The 21,842-nt window shown below is 35.0% G+C and carries 22 protein-coding genes, 1 tRNA gene and 1 pseudogene; 8 read left to right on the top strand and 16 right to left on the bottom strand.

Annotated features, from left to right (window positions below; translation table 11 throughout):
• Positions 1-70: 70 nt before the first annotated feature.
• The 4 genes from ABIQ27_RS05730 to ABIQ27_RS05745 all read right to left on the bottom strand — a co-directional run bounded on the left by ABIQ27_RS05730 (position 71) and on the right by ABIQ27_RS05745 (position 3,403).
• Entirely contained in the window at positions 71-646 is a 576-nt protein-coding gene (locus ABIQ27_RS05730; protein WP_348032824.1) for a Crp/Fnr family transcriptional regulator, read from the bottom strand.
• Positions 647-714: 68 nt separating this feature from the next.
• Positions 715-1,056 carry a DUF6370 family protein gene (locus tag ABIQ27_RS05735; RefSeq protein WP_348032825.1) on the bottom strand — a complete coding sequence of 114 codons (342 nt, stop codon included), beginning with the start codon at positions 1,054-1,056 and terminating at the stop codon, positions 715-717.
• Positions 1,057-1,065: 9 nt separating this feature from the next.
• Complete coding sequence (locus ABIQ27_RS05740) at positions 1,066-2,250, bottom strand: pyridoxal phosphate-dependent aminotransferase (protein ID WP_348032826.1); 1,185 nt, start codon at positions 2,248-2,250, stop codon at positions 1,066-1,068.
• 58 nt (positions 2,251-2,308) lie between these two features.
• A complete protein-coding gene (locus ABIQ27_RS05745; protein WP_348032827.1) occupies positions 2,309-3,403 on the bottom strand; it encodes an acyl-CoA desaturase in 1,095 nt (364 codons plus the stop codon).
• A gap of 110 nt (positions 3,404-3,513) precedes the next feature.
• On the opposite strand from ABIQ27_RS05745, the gene rsmG reads away from it, so the two are divergent.
• Positions 3,514-4,143: a 16S rRNA (guanine(527)-N(7))-methyltransferase RsmG gene (gene rsmG / locus ABIQ27_RS05750; protein WP_348032828.1), complete on the top strand. Its 630-nt coding sequence runs from the start codon at positions 3,514-3,516 to the stop codon at positions 4,141-4,143.
• Between the two features lie 40 nt (positions 4,144-4,183).
• On the opposite strand, the gene ABIQ27_RS05755 is transcribed toward rsmG, so the two are convergent.
• The 8 genes from ABIQ27_RS05755 to ABIQ27_RS05790 form a co-directional block, all read right to left on the bottom strand.
• A complete protein-coding gene (locus tag ABIQ27_RS05755) occupies positions 4,184-5,197 on the bottom strand; it encodes a T9SS type A sorting domain-containing protein (protein ID WP_348032829.1) in 1,014 nt (337 codons plus the stop codon).
• Between the two features lie 116 nt (positions 5,198-5,313).
• Positions 5,314-6,942 (bottom strand): L-glutamate gamma-semialdehyde dehydrogenase, encoded by a 1,629-nt coding sequence (gene pruA / locus ABIQ27_RS05760; protein WP_348032830.1) that lies wholly within the window; start codon positions 6,940-6,942, stop codon positions 5,314-5,316.
• A gap of 143 nt (positions 6,943-7,085) precedes the next feature.
• A complete protein-coding gene (apaG, locus tag ABIQ27_RS05765; RefSeq protein ID WP_348032831.1) occupies positions 7,086-7,472 on the bottom strand; it encodes a Co2+/Mg2+ efflux protein ApaG in 387 nt (128 codons plus the stop codon).
• Positions 7,473-7,541: 69 nt separating this feature from the next.
• Positions 7,542-8,792, bottom strand: a complete 1,251-nt coding sequence (locus tag ABIQ27_RS05770) for a DUF5103 domain-containing protein (protein WP_348032832.1) — start codon at positions 8,790-8,792, stop codon at positions 7,542-7,544.
• Positions 8,793-8,858: 66 nt separating this feature from the next.
• Complete coding sequence (locus tag ABIQ27_RS05775; RefSeq protein WP_348032833.1) at positions 8,859-9,629, bottom strand: methyltransferase domain-containing protein; 771 nt, start codon at positions 9,627-9,629, stop codon at positions 8,859-8,861.
• Entirely contained in the window at positions 9,629-10,447 is an 819-nt protein-coding gene (gene map, locus ABIQ27_RS05780) for a type I methionyl aminopeptidase (protein ID WP_348032834.1), read from the bottom strand. Before map ends, ABIQ27_RS05775 begins: the two co-directional genes overlap by 1 nt.
• A gap of 45 nt (positions 10,448-10,492) precedes the next feature.
• Positions 10,493-12,010, bottom strand: coding sequence for a 2,3-bisphosphoglycerate-independent phosphoglycerate mutase (gpmI, locus tag ABIQ27_RS05785; protein ID WP_348032835.1), 1,518 nt, complete (start codon positions 12,008-12,010; stop codon positions 10,493-10,495).
• A gap of 46 nt (positions 12,011-12,056) precedes the next feature.
• Positions 12,057-14,450 (bottom strand): DUF5916 domain-containing protein, encoded by a 2,394-nt coding sequence (locus tag ABIQ27_RS05790; protein WP_348032836.1) that lies wholly within the window; start codon positions 14,448-14,450, stop codon positions 12,057-12,059.
• Between the two features lie 244 nt (positions 14,451-14,694).
• Here ABIQ27_RS05790 and ABIQ27_RS05795 point away from each other — a divergent pair, with 244 nt between their 5' ends.
• Positions 14,695-15,402 (top strand): murein L,D-transpeptidase catalytic domain family protein, encoded by a 708-nt coding sequence (locus ABIQ27_RS05795; RefSeq protein WP_348032837.1) that lies wholly within the window; start codon positions 14,695-14,697, stop codon positions 15,400-15,402.
• Between the two features lie 154 nt (positions 15,403-15,556).
• Positions 15,557-15,632: transfer RNA gene (locus ABIQ27_RS05800), tRNA-Gly, on the top strand.
• Between the two features lie 159 nt (positions 15,633-15,791).
• On the opposite strand, the gene ABIQ27_RS05805 is transcribed toward ABIQ27_RS05800, so the two are convergent.
• A complete protein-coding gene (locus tag ABIQ27_RS05805; protein WP_348032838.1) occupies positions 15,792-16,361 on the bottom strand; it encodes a hypothetical protein in 570 nt (189 codons plus the stop codon).
• 87 nt (positions 16,362-16,448) lie between these two features.
• Positions 16,449-17,156 carry a dipeptidase PepE gene (pepE, locus tag ABIQ27_RS05810; RefSeq protein WP_348032839.1) on the bottom strand — a complete coding sequence of 236 codons (708 nt, stop codon included), beginning with the start codon at positions 17,154-17,156 and terminating at the stop codon, positions 16,449-16,451.
• A gap of 82 nt (positions 17,157-17,238) precedes the next feature.
• Here pepE and ABIQ27_RS05815 point away from each other — a divergent pair, with 82 nt between their 5' ends.
• Genes ABIQ27_RS05815 through ABIQ27_RS05825 form a run of 3 tightly spaced genes read left to right on the top strand, consistent with a single transcriptional unit; the run spans position 17,239 to position 18,906 of the window.
• Positions 17,239-17,982 carry a hypothetical protein gene (locus ABIQ27_RS05815; protein WP_348032840.1) on the top strand — a complete coding sequence of 248 codons (744 nt, stop codon included), beginning with the start codon at positions 17,239-17,241 and terminating at the stop codon, positions 17,980-17,982.
• 46 nt (positions 17,983-18,028) lie between these two features.
• Complete coding sequence (locus tag ABIQ27_RS05820; RefSeq protein ID WP_348032841.1) at positions 18,029-18,352, top strand: twin-arginine translocase TatA/TatE family subunit; 324 nt, start codon at positions 18,029-18,031, stop codon at positions 18,350-18,352.
• Complete coding sequence (locus ABIQ27_RS05825) at positions 18,352-18,906, top strand: phosphatase PAP2 family protein (protein WP_348032842.1); 555 nt, start codon at positions 18,352-18,354, stop codon at positions 18,904-18,906. The genes ABIQ27_RS05820 and ABIQ27_RS05825 overlap by 1 nt, the downstream gene beginning before the upstream one ends.
• Here the strand turns inward: ABIQ27_RS05825 and ABIQ27_RS05830 are convergent.
• Positions 18,903-19,544: an O-methyltransferase gene (locus ABIQ27_RS05830; protein WP_348032843.1), complete on the bottom strand. Its 642-nt coding sequence runs from the start codon at positions 19,542-19,544 to the stop codon at positions 18,903-18,905. The genes ABIQ27_RS05825 and ABIQ27_RS05830 overlap by 4 nt on opposite strands.
• A 60-nt stretch (positions 19,545-19,604) precedes the next feature.
• Between ABIQ27_RS05830 and rlmN the strand changes: the two genes are divergently transcribed.
• On the top strand, positions 19,605-20,645 hold the full coding sequence (gene rlmN, locus ABIQ27_RS05835; RefSeq protein ID WP_348032844.1) for a 23S rRNA (adenine(2503)-C(2))-methyltransferase RlmN: 1,041 nt from the start codon (positions 19,605-19,607) through the stop codon (positions 20,643-20,645).
• A 56-nt stretch (positions 20,646-20,701) separates the two neighbouring features.
• Here the strand turns inward: rlmN and ABIQ27_RS05840 are convergent, their stop codons facing one another.
• Positions 20,702-21,571: a hypothetical protein gene (locus ABIQ27_RS05840; RefSeq protein ID WP_348032845.1), complete on the bottom strand. Its 870-nt coding sequence runs from the start codon at positions 21,569-21,571 to the stop codon at positions 20,702-20,704.
• A gap of 107 nt (positions 21,572-21,678) precedes the next feature.
• Between ABIQ27_RS05840 and ABIQ27_RS05845 the strand changes: the two are divergent.
• Positions 21,679-21,842, top strand: a pseudogene (locus ABIQ27_RS05845) (polyprenyl synthetase family protein); the annotation flags it as partial.

Below are 21,842 nucleotides of genomic sequence, written 5' to 3' on the forward strand. Positions count from 1 at the left end.
AGGAAGTACTTAACCTAGATTAAGAAAGTTTTCGGTTCTGTGTTTTGAACACACAACAGATAACGGATAACTATTTTTTAAGCATCCGCGCTTTCATTTTACTAAAGAATTCCGGGGTGACACCAATGAAAGAAGCGATTTGTTTTTGAGGAACTTTTTGGATTAAGCCGGGATATTTTTTGCAGAATTTTTCAAAACGTTCTTCGGCAGTTAAACTTAGGTTATCCATCAAACGCTCCTGATTTGCAACCAGGGAATTTTCGATTAAGATGCGGAAAAAACGTTCCAGCTTTGGGATTTCAAGATACAATTGATCCTGATTTTCTTTGGACAAAACAACAACTTCGGCATCTTCTAAAACTTCAATAAAAAGATTGCCGGGCTTTTGCGAAAGCAAACTATACATATCGCTAATCCACCAGCCTTCGCAGGCAAAACTCATTACATGTTCTACAATATTGTCATTGATATTAAAACTTCGCAACAAACCGGAATTCACAAAATAACCTTCCTTGCAAACCTGTCCGGCATTTTGAAGAATCGTCTTTGCTTTGTACTGTCTGGTTTCTGTTTTAGATAAAAAATGCAGCTCTTCTTCTGGAGTTAAAGAGATGAGTTTTGAGATGTTTTGGATGATTAGATTCATATTCCAAATTTACAATTTAAATCCAATCCATAAAAAAAGCGTCCCGATTTAATCGGGACGCTTATATTTTAATGTTGGTGTCCTGCGTGTGGATCGACCGCCGCTACTGGAAGCAATTTGAATTCAGTTACTACGAAACGATCATTTTTTACTTCGCCAACAACTTCAGCTTTTCTGACAGCCGAGCAAAATCCATCTGCGGCGTGAGCATCGCCATGTTTATGAATGTCGGTTCCGTCTACGAAATATGATTTATCGCCAATGCGAACAGCTAAATCGCAGCCAGCTTTGCCTTTCATTCCGAATTGGCATTGACCACAGGCAGCTTCAACAATTTGTGTTTTTGGTTTGTCTTGAGCATTCACAGAAATGCAAACAAAAAGAGCAAGAATTGAAATAATTTTTCTCATAAGTATGATTTAAGATAAAGCTTCCTTAATTCTTTTGAAAGCTTCGGTTAATAATTCTTCACTGGTTGCGTAAGAAATTCGGATGCAGTTTGGATTGCCGAAAGCATCACCTGTTACTGTTGCAACATTGGCTTCGGATAATAAATACATCGAAAAATCGTCGGCATTGTTAATCAATTTTCCGTGTAATGTTTTGCCAAAATATGACGAAACATCTGGAAAAACATAAAATGCTCCTTCAGGGACATTTAGTTTTAATCCCGGAATAACTTTGGTTAAACCAACAACCAAATCTCTGCGGTTTTTAAAAGCAGCTACCATTTCGTTTAACACTTTTGGATCAGCTTCAACAGCAGTAATAGTAGCTCTTTGTGCAATAGAATTTGCTCCTGAAGTTACTTGTCCCTGCATTTTGGTACACGCTTTAGCAATAAATTCGGGTGCTCCAATATAACCGATTCTCCATCCAGTCATAGCGAATGCTTTGGCAACACCATTTACAGTAATTGTTCTTTCAAACAATCCAGGAATTGAACCAATGCTGCAAAAAGTTCCGGAGAAATTAATGTGTTCGTAGATTTCGTCGGAAACAATATAAATGTTCGGATATTTTTCTAAAATTTTACCAATAGCTGTAAGTTCTTCACGATTATAAACGGAACCGCTTGGATTACAAGGCGAACTAAACCACATCATTTTGGTTTTTGGCGTAATCGCTTTTTCCAGTTGCTCAGGAGTTATTTTGAAATCGGTATCTACAGAAGTCGGCACTTCAACCGGAATCCCGCCGGATAACTTTATAATTTCATAATACGAAACCCAATAAGGTGCAGGAAGGATTACTTCGTCACCATCATTCAGCATTACTTGCGCAATGTTATATAATGATTGTTTAGCGCCAGTCGAAACCACAACGTTTGCCGGTTTGTAATCTAAATTGTTATCGCGTTTGAATTTTCTGCAAATGGCTTCCTTCAATTCCATGTAACCGTCAACCGGAGTATATGTGCTATAGTTTTCATCAATTGCTTTTTTAGCGGCTTCTTTGATAAAATCGGGTGTATTGAAATCGGGTTCACCCAAACTTAAACTGATGATATCTTTTCCCTGGGCTTTTAATTCTCTTGCTAATGCTGCCATTGCCAGAGTTTGTGATGTAGATAAATTATTGATTCTGTCAGATAAAATACTCATTGTGTGCTTTGATTAGGTTAAATAAAGAGACGCCAATAAAGGCGTCTTTTGGTATAAATTAGGCTAATTGTGGTTGTCTTCCAAGCTCCCTTAAATGTTTGAAATGTGAAGCAATAGCTGCTCGGGTAGTTTTAAACTCGTAATATGGAAGTTCGCATTCTGCTGCTGTTTGTTTTACAATTTCTGCAATTTTGCCATAGTGAACATGGCTGATATTTGGGAACAAATGGTGCTCAACCTGGTGATTTAATCCGCCGGTATAATAGTTTACTAACCAGTTTTTTGGAGCAAAATTCGCCGTAGTAAATAATTGGTGAATAGCCCAGGTATTTTCGATTTCGCCATTGGCATCCGGAATTGGGTTTTCAGTCTCTTCAACAACGTGAGCCAATTGAAACACCACACTCAAGATAACTCCGGCTGTGTAATGCATTACTAAAAATCCTAAAACTACTTTCCACCATGTGATTCCCATAACCATTGGCGCTACTATCCAAATAGAGAAATAAATCACTTTCGTGATAATTAAAGTCGTCCAACGAATAGCTGGTTTTTTGAATTCACCGTAAGATAAATCTCTTTTCAAATAGCGTTTCATTTGAAGAAAATCGGTAGTTATTGCCCAATTGAAAGTTAGCAATCCATATAAGAAAACAGAATAGAAATGCTGAAATTTATGTAATTTATACCATTTTGCTTCTTTGGTAAAACGCATAATCCTTCCTGCTTCTAAATCTTCGTCATGCCCTAAAATATTAGTATAAGTATGATGCAAAACATTATGCTGTACCTGCCAATTGTAAACATTTCCGGCAAGAATGTAAATGCTTCCACCCATAAATTTATTCACCCAGGATTTGGAAGAATAAGCGCCGTGGTTTCCATCGTGCATCACATTCATTCCAACACCAGCCATTCCAATCCCGATAACAACATTGAGCAGAAGATAAACCCAAAATGGCATATCCATCGCTAGTAAAAAGAAATAAGGCGTCAGGAAAATTGAAAACATCACTATCGTTTTTAAGTGCAATTTCCAGTTCCCGGTTCTGTCAAGATTGTTTTCTTTGAAGTAGTTATTTACACGGGAATTCAGTGTCCTAAAGAATTTAAGCGAATCAATTTTAGAAAATATAGGTGTTGTAGGATTCATATTTTTCAATATTCAAAATTTTCCTCAAATGTACTTATTATAATTTTTTTGTAGTTGATATTAACCAATTTTTATCAACTAAAAGAGTATTTTTGTTGAAAATTCAACTTATGGAAGAAATTGTGAGGCAATTTCCTAACCTTACTGAAAATCAAATACTACAGTTTCAAAAACTGGAATCTTTGTATCAGGATTGGAATGCTAAAATAAATGTAATTTCCCGAAAAGATATCGACGAATTGTACACGAAACACGTTTTGCATTCGCTGGCTATTGCCAAAATTCAGCCATTTGAACCAGGAACTTATGTTCTGGACGTTGGAACTGGTGGTGGTTTTCCCGGAATTCCGTTGGCAATTTTGTTTCCTGAAACGCGTTTTTATCTGATAGATGTTATTCTGAAAAAAATCAACGTGGTAAAAGCTGTTGCTGAAGCTCTAGAATTAAAAAATGTCAAAGCCGAGCAAATGCGTGCCGAAAACGTAAAAGGCGATTATGATTTTATTGTTAGTCGTGCTGTAACCAATATGTCCGATTTTGTTTCCTGGATAAAAGATAAAATCAAAAAACAAAACAAGCATCAACTATCTAATGGAATTCTTTATTTGAAAGGTGGCGATTTGACGGAAGAACTAAAGGATTTTCCAAAAACAACCGAATATAATATTTCAGAATTCTTTAAAGACGAATTCTTTGAAACCAAAAAAGTGGTGCATTTGCCGTTGAAATTTAAAGCATAAAAAAGTCCTCTCGTTCTGAAACGAGAGGACTTTTTTAGTATTAACTCTTAACAATCTTCTTCGTTATACTTCCATTTTCATTGCCAATATTAATCAGATAAATTCCCTTGGTCAACGAAACCGGGATTTCAAATGTGCCGTTTATGGTTTCGTTTTTCGCCTGATAAATAGTTTTTCCGAGCATATCAGTAACGCTGATATTGGCATTATCAATTGTATTTGATGTGTTGATTTCTATAGTATTCTGAATTGGGTTCTGAATCCAAACTGTTTGTAATTCTGAACTTGGAGCTGCTAAAATAGTATTGAATTTTTCAAGAGATGTATTGTCCTGATTAATTGATAGCAATGGAACAACTATAACCATATTTACACTCCTAAAAGCCGGATTGTTTAATGTATCTGTTGGGTCATAATAGCTGTATGATGTTTGAGTTACGGTTCCGACATTTGAAAAAGGAAAAGAATTCAAAGAAAGAGTCAAGACAGTCTTTAGCCGGGTTACGTTTGCAGAATAGCCAAAATCAATTAAATTCAATGTGCCTGTAGCATCAACAGTTGTCACTAATGTCCCGGTAAATGTTCCTGAATAAGTTGTGTAATCATACGTGCCGGCTACATTACTATCAGTATTGGTATAGCCATAAGCCATCGGGAAAACCCCAAGAGTGGCATTATTAGTTGAAAAATTAATATTCAAATCAGTGCCATTCAATCCAGTTATGGAAAGGGTGTTACCTGCAGTGTTTTTAGTAAACATTCTTCCTGTAGTCGTAGTGGTTCCTTCAGTTGTGTTTGTTACAATAACATTGGTTGTTCCAGGATATGTTGTGGTCTCTGAAACTGTTGGTGCTACATAAGTATAAACGGAAGTGCCAACAGAAAGTAACGAACCAAAATTCCAGGTTTGGTTTGTGCCACCAGCGCCATGAGTCAAAGGTGTTACAGAAGTCAGTGTACTAAAAATGGAATTATTAGTTCCGTAAAATGAATTAACCTGAGAAAAAGTTATGGTAGTTAGTAAAAGTAAAAATGCGAGTAGTTTTATTTTCATAATTAAGTTTTTTGACAAATCGGGATTTAAGTTATTCAACATCAAATGTATAAAAAAAGTCCAAGCTATTTGCCTGGACTTTAGATTTTTCCTTCGTCAAAATGACAAGGTTGGAATTATTCTCCTAAAAATGGGTAACGATAATCTTCTGGAGTAACAAAAGTTTCTTTGATAGTTCGTGGAGAAACCCAACGCAATAAATTCTGCATTGAACCCGCTTTGTCATTAGTCCCCGAAGCTCTTGCTCCGCCAAATGGCTGCATTCCAACAACGGCTCCGGTTGGTTTGTCATTAATGTAGAAGTTTCCGGCACTGTTTTGCAACGTAGTAGTTGCTTCCTGAATTGCATAGCGATCCTGACTGAAAATGGCTCCTGTCAAAGCATATTCTGAAGTTCCGTCAACCAACTCTAATGTTTCTGCCCATTTCTTGTCATCATAAACATAAATCGTCATCACAGGTCCAAAAAGTTCCGTTTCCATAGTGGCATATTTTGGATTGGTTGTAACAATTACGGTTGGTTCAATGAAATAACCTTTTGATTTGTCATAATTTCCACCAACAATGATTTCGGCATCAGCATCTTGTTTAGCCTGGTCTATAGCTTTCGCCAATTTGTCAAAAGAACCTTCATGGATAACGGCTGTAATAAAGTTTTCAAAATATTCCGGCGAACCCATTTTCATAGATTTCACATCAGTGATCAATTGCTCTTTAACAGCTGGCCACAAACTTTGTGGAATATAAGCTCTTGAAGCAGCTGAACATTTTTGTCCCTGGAATTCAAAAGCACCACGCGTAATTCCGGTAACAACCTGTTTTACATTTGCACTTGGATGCGCCAAAACAAAATCTTTCCCACCAGTTTCTCCAACGATTCTTGGATAGGTTTTATAAGTATGAATGTTAGTTCCGATTTTTTTCCAGATTTCCTTGAAAACAAATGTTGAACCAGTATAATGAATTCCGGCAAAATCAGGATGAGCCAAAATGGTATCCGTAATCATAACAGGATCACCAAAAACTACATTGATAACACCATCAGGAACACCAGCTTCTTTGAAAACATCAATAATAATTTTTGCAGAAAATACCTGGCTGTCACTTGGTTTCCAAACAACAACATTTCCCATCAAAGCCGCACTTGCAGGCAAGTTTGCAGCAATTGCAGTAAAGTTAAAAGGTGTAATAGCATATACAAATCCTTCCAAAGGACGATATTCAACGCGGTTCCAAACATCAGAAATTGATTTTGGCTGGTCATTATAAATCTGCGTCATGAATTCTACGTTATAACGTAAGAAGTCAATCAATTCGCAGGAAGCATCAATCTCTGCCTGATAAATAGTTTTAGATTGTGCAATCATTGTTGCTGCATTTATCCTTGCTCTATATGGTCCGGCGATTAATTCGGCAGCTTTCAAAAAGATAGCAGCACGTTGTTCCCAAGCCATATTTGCCCATTTTTTTCGGGCTTCAAGAGCAGAGGTAATCGCTTTTTCTATATGTTTTTTTTCTGCCAGATGATACGTTCCAACAACATGTTGGTGATCATGCGGTGCAGACATGTTTTTGGTATTTCCGGTGCGAATTTCTTCGCTTCCGATGTAGTTAGGAACATCTATGGTTTCGTTCCACATTTTTTTGTAAGCTGCTAAAACTGCTGCTTTTTCAGGAGAATTTGGAGCGTATGATTTTACGGGTTCATTGACCGCTTTTGGGACATGAAAAAAACCTTTTGGCATAATATGAAAAGATTAAAAATTTGACAATTGAATAACTTAAAAGATTCTTTTTTAAGAATTTCTAAATTCGACACAAAAGTACAAAGGAAATTTTGAATTTTTAATAAGAGGAGGCAAAGATTAATTTGTCTTTAACAAGACTTTTAATTCAAAGCAAATGGTGCGCTTAATTTAAAAGTTGGCACGATAACTTTGAAGTTTTTGGTTGTAGTGAAATTAATCATATTAAAATATCCACTCATCGCACCAAAAGGAGAAGATAAAAGACAGCCGGAATTGTAAGTGTGTTTTTCTCCCGGTTTTAAAACAGGTTTTTTACCAATTACGCCTTCGCCGTCAACAACTTCAATATTGTTAAGTGAATCCAGAATTTCCCAATGACGGGTGTTTAACTGAACAGAATCTTTACTGTGGTTTTCAATGGTGATTTCATAACTAAAGGCAAAATGCAGCTTGTAGTTCTTGAAGTATGTACCTTCAAAACTAGTCAAAACGGAAATTTTTATGCCTCTTGTTATTTGAGTAACCATAATTGAGATTGTAAAACGATGTCAAAATTACAAAAAATACTGCTCGGTAGAATAATTTAGTGTTAATTTTTAGTTAGTTATATCAACAGAACTTGCGATTCCTCTTCCAATAATTCTGTCATATCGTTGATTGTTTTCCTTATAATAGACTAACACAAAATAGTTGTTCTCTGTTTGGAAAAAGTTGCCGTCGACAGCATTTTCTGAATCAATTTTTCCTTTGCTGTCTGCGATTACATATTGATAGTTGGTAAATCCCTGTTTTATCATAAGGGCTTTTTCATAGACTCCTTTTTCAGCATTATAATCCATTCTGTTTTCATCGCTCATGGCAAAATTATTGAACATGCCATTGACATAAATTGATTTTGTACCATATAAATTTGGAGCTGATAGCGAGAAGAAAACCCAGGCATAATCGGCTTCGATTTCATTATTTTCAGCATTGATATTTTTTACGATATAGTTTCCGTTGATATCAGGAAAGTAAGTATAAGGATTATTTGCCTTTGATTGGTCTAGATAGAGATGAGCATTATAAACGCCAGCATTAGAATCAACTTTAGCAATACTGTTATTAGCAGCCCGAATATCTTTGTTTTCAAAAAAATGAAATTCATTTCCGGCCCAGAATTGGGTTTCGGAATCGTATTTATATATCAAATCGTTAGCAATAGTATATTGAGGTTTGATGTTCGTTATCGCATTGTCAAATTTGCCATTTTGCATCAGCATGACTTTAACATTGGTTAACGGGCTTTGGAAATTAATGGTTGCCGATTTTATAGCAAAATCCACATTGTGTTTTTGTTCAACAAAAGTTAAGTTCCGGGTTCTTTTTATTTGCACTGGTACCGAAACTAATTCTTCATAAAGGATAAATTTTCTTGTGAAAACAACTTCTTTGTCTTCGTTTAAAATCTTGATTACATAATTTCCGCTGACTCTGAATTGAGTTAATCTACTCGGAAATTGAAGTTTGTAATGCGAATAAATCTGGAGCGAATTAAAGGAATTGGTGTAATCCTGAATTCGTTGGTCGTCAAAACCGTTTAAGTATTCCGATTTTGCGAGTTGTGAAGGTTTCCAATCATAGTCGCAATGTGTTATGGTGTAATAATAATTGGCTTCATTGCCATACAAATCATCAAATTGCAATTGAAAACTATCACCCAATTGAAAAACAGGAATTGCATTTTGATTGTTTTGAACAAAACTTATGGTTTTGATATTATAAGGTGGAGAAATTTCTCTTTCAACTTGTGAAAATGAAATAGCTGAAATCAAAAATAAGCAGGAGAGAAATAGATTTTTTAGCATAGTTGGTAAATCTGATTCGTAAAGATACTAAAATTTACTTACCAAGATTATGCCATAGCTTAGGTTTTACTTAAAACAAACGGGAATGATTTCGCCTTTTGCCAGACAATATTTTTCAACTAATTCGGGAGCAATTTTATTGGTGTAATCCTCTTCAACAACTTTGAAACCAATGCTTCTTAACTTGTCAAAATAATCTCTTCCATAAACACGAACATGATCGTATTGCCCAAAAATCTTAGCACGTTCTTTTTGGTCAACAATAGTATCATCTGAAAAAGTTGTAGCTCTTGACAAGTCCTGAGGAATCTGAAAAATTCCCATTCCGCCGGGTTTCAATACACGATATAATTCCTGCATAGCTTTTGTATCATCCGGAATATGTTCTAAAACATGATTGCAGAAAATGATGTCATACGTATTGTCTTTAAAGGGTAAATTACAAATATCGGCTTTAACATCGGCTAACGGAGAAAGTAAATCGGTTGTTGTGTAATCGATATTAGTCTGCTTTTTGAAACGTTTGTAGAATTCCTGTTCCGGAGCAAAATGCAATACCTTTTTCTTTTCTTTAGAAGTAAAAAAATCAGTTTCATTTTGAAGATATAACCACAATAATCGGTGTCTTTCCAGCGAAAGCGTACTTGGAGAAAGCACATTATTTCTTTGTGTTCCATATCCATAAGGCAAAAACATGCTGAAACTTTTTCCGTCAATTGGGTCAGTGAATTTGTCTCCTTTTAACAAAAAAGCCAATGCTGGACGAACTACAATACTCAAACGAATAAGAATCGGTCTCGGAATCGTATTTAATATGAATTTGAAAGCTTTCTTCATTATAATACTAACGGATTTTTTCTGAATTCATCTTCTTCGTTAGAAGTAATTCCTAATGCCTTATAAATATATTGGAACGTAGAAAGCAATTCAGGTTTTCCGTTAATCAAAGCAACATTATGTTCAAAATGAGCACTTGGTTTTCCGTCAGCGGTTAAGATTGTCCAGCCGTCTTTTAGTTGTTTGATGTTTTTAGTTCCCATGTTTATCATCGGTTCGATAGCGACAACCATTCCTTCTACGAATAATTTTCCGCGACCGCGTTTTCCATAATTTGGCATTTCCGGATCTTCGTGCATTTTTTCACCTAAACCGTGCCCGACAAGTTCACGAACTACACCATAACCGTTTGATTCGCAATATTTCTGAATAGCATTTCCAACATCTTCCACACGATTTCCGGCTCTGAATTCTCTGATTCCAACGTATAGAGATTCTTTGGTAACTTTTAAAAGTTTTTTGACATCTGGAGCAATTTCTCCAATTTCAAATGAGTACGCATGATCACCATAAAAACCATTTTTGAAAACGCCACAATCCACCGAAATCACATCACCTTCCTGCAATGGAGCATTATTTGGGATTCCGTGAACAACCTGAGCGTTTGGACTCATACAAAGTGAATTTGGGAAACCATAAAGACCAAGAAAACCCGGAATTCCACCATTATCTCTGATGAATTCTTCGGCAATTTTGTCTAAGTGTAAAGTAGTTACGCCAGGCTTAATCACTTTGGCAACTTCGCCTAATGTTTTAGAAACCAGCAAAGCACTCTCGCGCATTAATTCAATTTGTTCGGCTGTTTTTGGAATAATCATAAATCAATTTTTCAGTCGGCAAAAATACAATTTTTAATCTGATTTTTACAATAACGAATGTTGCGTCATTGCAGCAGGCTGTTCAATTCCCATTAAAGCCAAAATTGTAGGAGCGATGTCGCCCAGAATTCCGTCGTGTATGGTTTTTAAATCGGGGTCTACCAAAATTATAGGAACCGGATTCGTGGTATGCGCCGTATTTGGAGATCCGTCAGGATTAATCATTGTTTCACAATTTCCGTGATCGGCAATTACAATTGTTGTATAACCGTTTTCAAGTGCTGCCGTAATTACTTTTTCGACACATTTATCAACAGCTTCGCAGGCTTTTATAGCTGCAGCCATAATTCCGGTATGACCAACCATATCGCCATTGGCAAAATTCAGGCAAACGAAATCAACTTCTTTTTTCTGCAATTCAGGAACCAAAGCATCGGCAAGTTCAAACGCACTCATTTCTGGTTGTAAATCATAAGTGGCAACTTTTGGTGAGTTACGAAGAATACGGGTTTCACCTTCAAAAGGATGTTCGCGCCCGCCGGAAAAGAAGAATGTCACGTGTGGATATTTCTCAGTTTCGGCAATTCGGATTTGCTTTTTATTGTTTTTTTCCAAAACCTCGCCTAAAGTTTCGGTGATATTATCCTTGTCAAAAATGCGGTAAATATTATTGAAAGTATCATCATAATTGGTCATCGTAACATAATACAAATTCATTTTGTGCATGTTTTGTTCCGGATGATCTTTTTGCGAAAGCACTTCTGTTAATTGGCGGCCACGGTCGGTTCTGAAATTAAAGAAAATCACAACATCGCCTTCTTTAATCGTAGTTAATGGTTCGTTATGCTCGTTTACCATAACTGTTGGCGGAATAAACTCGTCGGTGATATTCTTAGCATAATTTTCCTTTATAGAAGCAACAGCATCTGTTGAATGTTCTCCGATTCCGTGAACAATTAAGTCATAAGCCAGCTTAACTCTTTCCCAGCGTTTGTCACGATCCATCGCATAATATCTTCCAATTACTGTAGCCAATTTGACTGAAGTATTTTGAATATGATTTTGGATATCTGCGATAAATCCGGTTCCCGATTTTGGATCGACATCACGACCATCGGTAAAAGCATGGATAAAAACATTATTCAGCTGAGCCTCGTTTGCAGCATCAATGAGTCCTTTTAAGTGGTTGATGTGCGAATGAACACCGCCATTAGAAACCAATCCAAGGAAATGAACCGGTTTGCCAAATTCTTTTGCATAAGCGAAAGCATCAGATATTACTTTTTCTTTATTGAAAGTCTTATTTTCAACGGCAAGATTAATTTTTGCTAAATCCTGATAAATTATTCGGCCAGCGCCAAGATTCATGTGGCCAACTTCGCTATTTCCCATCTGGCCTTCAGGCAAACCTACGTTTAAACCATCAGTTCTGAGTTGTGCGTTTGGATATTTTTTATATAAACTATTTATAAATGGGATATTGGCATTATCAGGTGCCGAAACTTTTGGATCGGGAGATTTTCCCCAGCCATCCAATATCATTAGAATTACTTTTTTATTCATAGCACAAAATATTTTTGAACTACAAAGATAATTCTAAAAATTTGTTTTAGAAATGAATTCTTTCCTTTGGTTTTGTAAACGATTTGGAAAGTTTAGAGTTTTTCAACGAATTATAATCTATGAAATAGCGAACGCTGATAGAAAAGACATGACTCAGGTTTTGATTGTCGATGGCATCTCTAAAATTACTGTCGAATTGGTGACTGTATTCTCTTCTAAATAAAGAAGAACTGTTTCGGTACAAAACTGAAACCTGGCTTCCGGGAGCAAACCACCAGGAATAAGATAAATCCAGATTCCAGGTATTAAGGTTGGAATTTTTATTGGTGTTGTAAACTAAATTATCCTCAACGCTTCCATCGTCCTGTAAGGTCAAATAGTCGTGATTTACAGCATAAGACCAATAATGACGAACAGTTAAATTCAGGTTCGTATTATTATTTAGTGAATATTTTCCCTGTAGTGAATTTACATAAGTGATCCTGGTTCTTCTGGCAAAAATCGTATTGTCATTTTCGTCAGATCCAACCCAACCAATATTTCTGTTCTGTCTGGAAAAATTGAAGCTGTAAACTAAAGACAAATGATCATTGAAACGATATCTCGGATTTATGAAAACACTATAATTCATCCTGTCTTTTTCGTTAAAAAAGGTTACTGATGGATTAAAATCCAGGGCAAACTTTCGAACATAACTTGATGAAAAATAAAACCAGGTTTCATAGCTTTCGGGATAAATCACAAACTTTGAATCATCAACGGAGCGAGGTTCATAGAAATCGTAAATTTTAAATGGTCGGGTATTAACACCATAGGCGAAATAATCATTTTTTGTATTATTCGAATTCACGAATAAATTAAAATTATTCGCCTGCGTTTTCCCCGAATCATTATCAAACTCTGAGTAAATATTCAAATTTAATCTAAAGACGTTGAAAGTTTTAGTAGGCTTTAAGATTCGGTAACTGGCATTTCCATAAAAGGAATGGTAATGGGTTTGAAAATTAATCCCCAAATCATTGTTATCATAATCTTTAGAAACATAATTTCCTCCAATACCATATCGATATTTTCCTTTTGTTTTATTGAATTCAACATAAGATTTGTAACCATTGGAATCTTCAACATCATTAATTTGGCTGTATTGAAAATTACCCTGCGCCTGAAATGAATTCGTTTTAGTTTTTAAATCCCACGCAAAGGCAGTAACATTCGCGTCTCTGAAATCTCCGTTACGCGTAACGTTTGTATTTGCCAAGGAAATTGACGAGTTCTGATTAAATCGTTGGTCAAGTACAAAAACATTATAATTTGTTACCGGAGCTAAAGTTTCTAATCTGGTTTGATTTGTATCGGTGTTTTTGACTTCAACACTTGTTAGTTCCGTAACAGCATTTAAAACACCAATTCCCAACCCGCCTTTGGTTCTTCCCGAAATTTTCAGGGCGTTTATTAATTTTATAGTAGCAGGAAATTCATCAATATTTTCGTTGTCAGCTAATGCAATTGATGGGCTTTCTCCAATTCTTCGGGTGTAAAGTAAATCGCCTTTGCTAAATAAATCCGTTCCTTCAGTAAAAAAAGGCCTGTTTTCATCAAACTGCTGTTCAAATGCACTAAGGTTTAATTCTACATTGTCGAATTTGGTTTGGCCAAAATCGGGAATTAAAATGGCATCAAGCGTAAAAGCATCATTGATTCCATACTTAATATCCAATCCGCCTTTTAATTCGCCATAGGTTTTTTGACGCTTACTCGCATTCAAATAATAAGAAGAAAAAGGTATTAAAAACAACCTGGTTGGCGTTTTTATATTTTCGATGCCTTCTAAAATTCCGGCCTGATTACTCTCAGAGCTTATTTCGTTTCGGATTAAATTCCAGTTGTATTGCTGATTATCGCGTCTGATTTCTCTATAAAAATTTAAACCCCAGGTTTGTTTCTTTTCTGTCGAAAAACGCAAAGCAGCATAAGGTATTCTCATTTCAGCAACCCAGCCAAAATTGGTAATCTGCGTTTTGCTTTCCCAAATGGCATTCCATGAATAATCCTCTCCGTTGGCTTCGGTATAAAAAACATCTATTTGAACGCCGGCAGCACTAACAAAAAACCGAAACTCTTGTTGTCCATCATTATATCCATTAAGCTGTATTCCAAAATGGTCGGCTGTAGCAAAGTTATCCCGTTCGGTTAGTTCCCTGGAAATGTCAGTCGGATGATCATCATATAGTGTTGCAGCAACATAAATAGCTTCATTTGTATAAATGATTTTTACTTCTGTATTTTTCTCAGGAGGAATTGGCACACCATTATAGGGAGCATACATTACAAAATCTGTTGCAACCTGAGCAGATTTCCAGGCTTTCTCATCAAATTTTCCGTCAATTGTGATTTTTTCGCTGGTAAATTGAGTCTGAAGAGTCTTTTTTTGACCAAACATTATGCCTGTAAAAAGCAAAATTATGCAAATAAGATAGCATGAATACTTGGGCATTGGTGATGTAGTTAGTCGAACAAATGTAAATAATTAATTCATATTTGCAACTTTTGAAATTTATAAAATCATTCAAAAACAACAAGTTACTACCTTAAGTTTAGCTTAATAAAGGTTAAAATATTTTTATTTTTCAATATTTGCTTTATGTTTGCAGAACCAAGTCTAATTTTTAAACCTATTATTATCAATGAATTATAAGTTTTTTCCCCTATTTTTTGTTGTTTTGTTGATGTCGTTTACGAATCTTCCAAACAAAACAAATTCCAAAAAAATTAGTATCAAAACAGAAACTACTGCTGTTTTAAAAAATGTGTCTATTTACAATCAAATAGATGCAAACTCTTTTGTATTGCCTAGTTTTGATTGTTTTAATTTAGCTTTAGATGGATTTTATAAGCTAAAAGAAAAAGGCATTGTTCAAAAAAATATCTTAACCTTAGTTGATTTCAGCTTGTCATCAAATACGAAACGTCTTTGGGTAATTGATTTAGATAAAAAAATCATATTGTTCCAAACGCTGGTAGCTCACGGAAGAAATACTGGTGAAGAATTTGCTAAGCAATTTTCAAACCAGGCAGAATCTTTCCAAAGCAGTATCGGATTTTATGCTACGGGTGAAATATATAACGGTAAACACGGAATGTCATTAAAATTAGACGGGCTTGAAAAAGGACTAAATGATAATGCGAGAGAAAGAGCTGTTGTAGTACACGGTGCTGATTATGTTTCGGAATCGTTTATAAAACAAAACAAAAGATTAGGAAGAAGCCAGGGTTGTCCAGCAATTCCTGTTGAAATGAACGCAAAGATTATTAACGTGATTAAAGATAAATCATGTTTATTCCTTTATCATCCTTCAAAATGCAAAGAAATCGTTTCCCGATTAAGCGCATAGTTACTTATTTTAGAATAAACCAATATAGAAAGTTGTGATTGCAAAGTCACAACTTTTTCATTTTAAACGAATTAACGTTTGTAGATATTTTTTTTTAAAAAAATTTGCATCGAAAGAATGTTATTCTCTATATTTGCACCCACCAATAAGTAATGCGGAAGTAGCTCAGTTGGTAGAGCTCCAGCCTTCCAAGCTGGTTGTCGCGAGTTCGAGCCTCGTCTTCCGCTCCAAAATCCTAAATCGAAAGATTTGGGATTTTTTTATTTTACGTTGTGGCGAGAAGTTTATCCCGTCTCGTTTTTTAGAACTAGACGGGAAGCCTCGTCTTCCGCTCTAAAAGTCTCAAACGAAAGTTTGGGACTTTTTTCTTTTACGTTGTGGTGATATTATTATTCCTTTAGTTCATACATTTTGAAATTTTGAAATTCAGAAGCTATTTTATCAATCCATTCTTGTTGTTTGATTTCATTAAAATAAACTTCGCCGTCATATACATCTTGATATTCATTTGCCTTTGTGAAATTTGAATTGTAGATTTTTTCATAAACAATTTTATCAGTGACACCTTTAGTATTTAAACTATCAAAAGACTTTCTCAATTTCCTTGCATACAATTCAGTAATGTCAAAATGGAGTTGTTCATGTTTTAAAACTTTTTCATCATGAACTTTTGTCCAGGAATTATTTTTCATAAAATAGGACTGGATTTTATATTTTCGGATTTTTACCTTTCCTGCTACGCGTATTTGTTTAGCATATATTCCAGATGCAGTATTGGCTTTTACATACACCTTTGGATTATCCGGAGATCCTTTAAAATCATCCCATGTCAATCGATTTTTACCCGACCACACTATAGTATCATTATTTGGCTTTAAATGATTTTTATTAAAACGAATAAAATTTGAAGAAAATATAAGGCTGCCGATTATAAAAAATCCTGATAAAATTTTTAACATGTTCTTTTTTTTATTTTTATTTGGGCGTTTCCCTTCGGGTCGCGCTTTCCGCAGTGCATGGCACTTTGCTCCAATCACTAACGCGTGTTATTTAATCCAGGACAAATCAGTTTCAGGTTCTAATTCTTGCGGAGGTTGATTTTGCCTGAACAAACGAGCAGATAAAGTTCCTTTTAAAATTATTTTTTCGCCAGTTACTTCAAGCCAGCTTGCTTCGCGCAAGCCTAAAACCGGCGTTTCATTAAAAGCATGGAATTCTTTGATTCTGGTTTCGCGGGTTTCACCCATGTGTTTGCTCTGCAAATCGGCATCAAGATAGTGCGGATTCAAATTGAATGGAATCAATCCCAAAGTTTTAAAACTTGGCGGATAAATGATGGGCATGTCATTCGTAGTTTGCATACTCAATCCGGTAATATTGCTACCTGCGCTTGAGCCTAAATAAGGTGTTCCATTTTCGACAACTTTTGCCAACACTTCCATCACATTGTTTTGATATAACTGCGTTACCAATAAAAAAGTGTTCCCGCCGCCAGTGAAAATTCCCTGTGCATTCTGAATTGCTTCTGTCGGATTTTCAAATTCATGCAAACCTTTTACAGCTTTATTTATTTTGGCGAAAGCCGAACTAACTGTTGCAGTATAATCATCATGTGAAATTCCGCCCGGACGAGCATACGGAACGAAAAGTATTTCGGCGCAATGGCTGAAATGAACTTCTAAAGTTGGTAACAAGTATTCTAAATAACCTCCACCATGAATGGTAGAAGTGCTGGCTATAATCATTTTTTTCATTAGTTGTGATTTGTTTCTTTTAACAAAAGATTATATACTTTTAGTAATCTAAAAGATATTTTTACATCGTAAAATTAGAATAATGAAGTTATTTAAAAGTATAATTATATTTTTATTTTTTGCCCAGACTTTTGCCCAAACATCAACGTTAACTTTGTTAAAAGGAAAAATAGCTTCCCAAATCAAAGAATTAAATGACGTTTATGTGGCTAATTTACGTTCGGAGTCAACAACGACAACAGATAAAAACGGAAATTTTTCGATGTTTGTGAAAGTGGGTGACACATTGCAATTTTCGGGTCAGCAAATAGTAACAAAAAAAGCAATAATAACTGAAAATGATTTAACCAAACAGCTTTATGTTGTAAGTTTAGAAGTAAAAGTCAATCCGCTTGATGAGGTTGAAATCAAACAGTATTCAAACATTAATGCAGTTTCGTTGGGAATATTGCAAAAACCTGCAAAAGTATATACACCTGCAGAAAGAAAGTTAAAAGCGGCAACAGACTTAGATGGGAAAATTGGTTTTGGAGGAGCAATGAGCCTCGATCCTCTATTGAATGCTATTTCTGGAAGAACAACCATGCTGAAGAAAGAATTAGCGGTTGAGAAAAAAGAAAAATTGTTGCAGAAAATAGAATATTACTTCAAAGAGGAATTTTTTTTAGAAAATTTAAAAATCCCAAAGGATTATCTCAGAGGGTTTTGGTATTATGCTGTTGAAGACCCAAAACTGGCTGAGGCTTTGAATGCCAAAAATAAAATAATGGCTCGTTTTATCTTCTCGGATTTAGCGACTAAATATTTAGAAATATTAAAAAAATAATAGCAATTTAAGTAACTTTGCAACTCATTTAGAAAAAATTAGAACTATGTTTGGAATTGGTGGTGGCGAATTAATCCTTATTATTTTCATTGCGTTAATGCTTTTTGGTTCAGAAAAGATTCCTGATATAGCAAGAACTATGGGAAAAGCAATGGCACAATTAAAAAACGCGACTAACGAAATCAAAAGTGAAATCCAAAAAGGAGCGGAAGCCAATGGTATAGATACTTCAATGAGAGAATTGACATCAACCTTTACCGATGAGGTTGAAAAAGTAAAATCAAATTTAGATACAAATATTCTACCGGAAGTTACCAAAACAAAAGAAGATATTGAAGATTTGACCGGACCAATAAAAAGACAACAATAATGCTGGAAAAAATTATTCAGCTTGATAAAGAACTTCTGATTTTCTTAAATGGCTTAGGTTCTGAAACCTTTGACGGTTTGTGGCTGGTTATTACAAAGCAAGCTTATTGGATACCAATATTTTTGTTCGTTTTTTATCTTTTGCAAAAGAAAATTGACTGGAGAAATTTTTGGTTTTACATTCTTTTCACAGCAGTTTTGATATTGGTTTGTGACCAAACTTGTAATCTTTTCAAATGGTATTTCCATCGTTTACGACCTTGCAATGACGAAACTGTTAATCATATTATCAGAGTAGTAAAATCAAGTTCTACATTTAGTTTCTTTTCGGGTCACGCTACAAACTCAATGGCGACAACGGTTTTCGGTTTTATGATTTTAAAGAAATACTACAAACACAGTTATTTGTTGTTTTTGTTTCCTTTGATTTTTGCTTATAGCAGAATTTATCTTGGCTTGCATTTCCCTTCAGATATTTTAACGGGTTATGTTTTTGGAGCAACATTCGGATTTATTTGCTACAAATTATACTGGAAATATTGTTTTAAAAGCTAAAGCACACGCGAAACAGTTAATCCATCACGGATAGGAAGCAAAACTGTTTCTACTCTTGGATCTTCTTTCAATAATTGATTGTATTCTAAAAGAATTTTAGTTGTAATATCGCCTGGTTTTACTTGTTCCAAAACTTTTCCGCTCCACAAAACATTGTCCGAAAGTATGATTCCACTTTTGTTCATCATCGGAACAATCAAATGGAAATAATTAATGTAATTTTCTTTATCGGCATCGATAAAAACCAAATCGTATTTTTTATTTAGTGTCGGAATAATATCCAAAGCATCACCTAAATGCTGCGTAATTTGCTTCGCCCAAATGGTTTTGTCAAAATATTTTCTCTGAAAATCGAACAATTCTTCTTCATTGTCCAAAGTGTCAATCGTTCCGTTCTCTGCTAAACCTTCTGCTAAGCAAAGTGTAGCATAACCAGTATAAGTTCCAACTTCAAGAATATTGGTAGGATGAATAATTTTGGAAAGCATACTCAAAACCCTGCCCTGAAAATGACCGCTGAGCATTCTTGGTGCTAATATTTTTTGGTGTGTTTCTTTATTTAATTGTGCTAACAATTCAGGTTCGTCCTGTGAATGAACGGTTACATAAGTATCTAATTCTTCAGAAAGGAAATGCATGATTTTATTTTTTACAAAAATACAAATTAAGAAGTAATCAAATTAGCCTAAATTTGCACCATGGAAATCGAGAAAAAAGACATCCGAAGTTTAACCAAAGAACAATTACGCGTTTTTTTTGTGGCTAATGGCGACAAAGCATTTCGTGGCAATCAGGTTTATGAATGGCTTTGGAGCAAAGCGTCACACAATTTTGAAGACATGACAAATGTTTCCAAAGAAACGCGATTGATGCTCGAAAATAACTTTGTGATTAATCATATTGAGGTTGACACTATGCAGCGCAGTGAAGATGGAACAGTAAAGAATGCAGTCCGGCTTCACGATGGTTTGATTGTAGAAAGTGTTTTGATTCCGACAGAAACCAGAACTACAGCTTGTGTTTCGAGCCAGGTTGGTTGTAGTCTAGATTGTAATTTTTGCGCGACAGCACGTTTAAAAAGAATGCGGAATCTGGAACCGGGAGAAATCTACGACCAGGTTGTTGCTATTGATAGAGAAAGCCGTTTGTATTATAACCGACCACTTTCTAACATTGTTTTTATGGGAATGGGCGAGCCATTGATGAATTACAACAATGTCATAAAAGCAATAAATATGATTACTTCAAATGAGGGTTTGGGAATGTCTCCAAAACGGATTACGGTTTCCACTTCAGGAGTTTCAAAAATGATTAAAAAGATGGCAGATGACGATGTGAAATTCAAGTTGGCAGTTTCATTGCATTCTGCTATTGAAGAAACAAGAAATCATATTATGCCGTTTACTAAAAACTTTCAATTGCCCGAATTGAAAGAAGCTTTGCAATATTGGTATCAAAAAACCAAAAGCAAAATCACCTATGAATATGTGGTTTGGAAAGGCATTAACGATGATAAAGCTTCTATTGAGGCCTTGGTTAAATTCTGTAAATACGTTCCTTGTAAAGTCAACTTGATTGAATACAATCCAATAGATGACGGCGAATTCCAACAAACATCTGACGAAGCAATTGATAATTACATTAAGGCTTTGGCAAAAAATGATATTGTAGCAAAAGTCCGCCGTAGCCGCGGAAAAGATATTGATGCCGCTTGTGGGCAATTAGCTAATAAATCATAAAAAACTCCCTAATTTTATTAAAATTAGGGAGTTTTTAGTAAGATGGAAAACCGCTTTTAGTTTCCTCCTAAAGTAATTATATGAGAAGTTCCATTTATAGTGAAAGTCGCAAGATTATCACATTCTCCATCTCCATAATCAAGAGTTGCAGTATTGTCATTTCTAACAATTGTAATTACACCTCTAACAATATTCGGACAGTTCATTCTAATTCTTAAAGGAGTTGTGATTGTACTTGTCTGAACACCACCATTTGGGAAAGTTGTTGTCCATTCACCTGTAATTTGATAAATATTATCCAACCAAATTTCAGTTGCATAGCCTTCAATAATTTCTCTCACTCTTTGTCCAACACGAGTAACAATATCACCATTTGGTAAAGTTGCTGTCATATCCATATTCATAGTAACTATAGGATGAACATTTGGATTTACTGTGCTAGTTGCCATTACTCTGGTAAAAGTCTTGGTGCCATTAAATTTTATGGCATTGTGATAAAAATCCTGGAAAGTATAAGTTATTGTGTGTGAAGTTGCATCTGGTTGATAAGTAAATGTCATTACAATTACGCCTCTTAAAACATTTCCGTTTGGAAGCGGGCAACCAGTTGTTCCAAAGTCAATAGTTTTTGTGATTGTAGTTCCTGGTGTAATTACGGTTCCAAAAGCCGGAACTCTGGTTACTGTTGCACATGGTGGTAAAAATGCATCTGCAGTTTGAACAGTTTCATTCGTTTTTCCTGAAATTCCGTCTGATGTAGTTAATTGATCTTCTACAATTTTAGAAACATCATCATTCATGATGTCTAATTTTGCACTTGTTGCAGCATCTGAAGCACTAATGGAAGAACTACCATTATCATCTTTGCTACAGCTAAAAATAGAAAAAGCTAATGCCAGTCCTAAAATAATTTTTGTTGTTTTCATAATCTCATTTTTTAAGGTTTCTTTTGTAAGAGCTATTTTTTTTAAAAAGGTTTAATCAAAATTAAAAAAATTTTTCAAACGATTCCATTATTGTATATTTGAATGCGATGAACATCACCTCACAAATAAAAAAACCTATTCAGGAGGAAATGGAACTTTTTGAAAAAAAGTTCTATGAATCGATGACTTCTAAAATCGCCTTACTTAACAGAATCACGTATTATATCGTAAACCGAAAAGGGAAACAAATGCGGCCAATGTTTGTTTTTTT

Source organism: Flavobacterium sp. (assembly GCF_039916025.1).
Taxonomy (GTDB): Bacteria; Bacteroidota; Bacteroidia; order Flavobacteriales; family Flavobacteriaceae; genus Flavobacterium.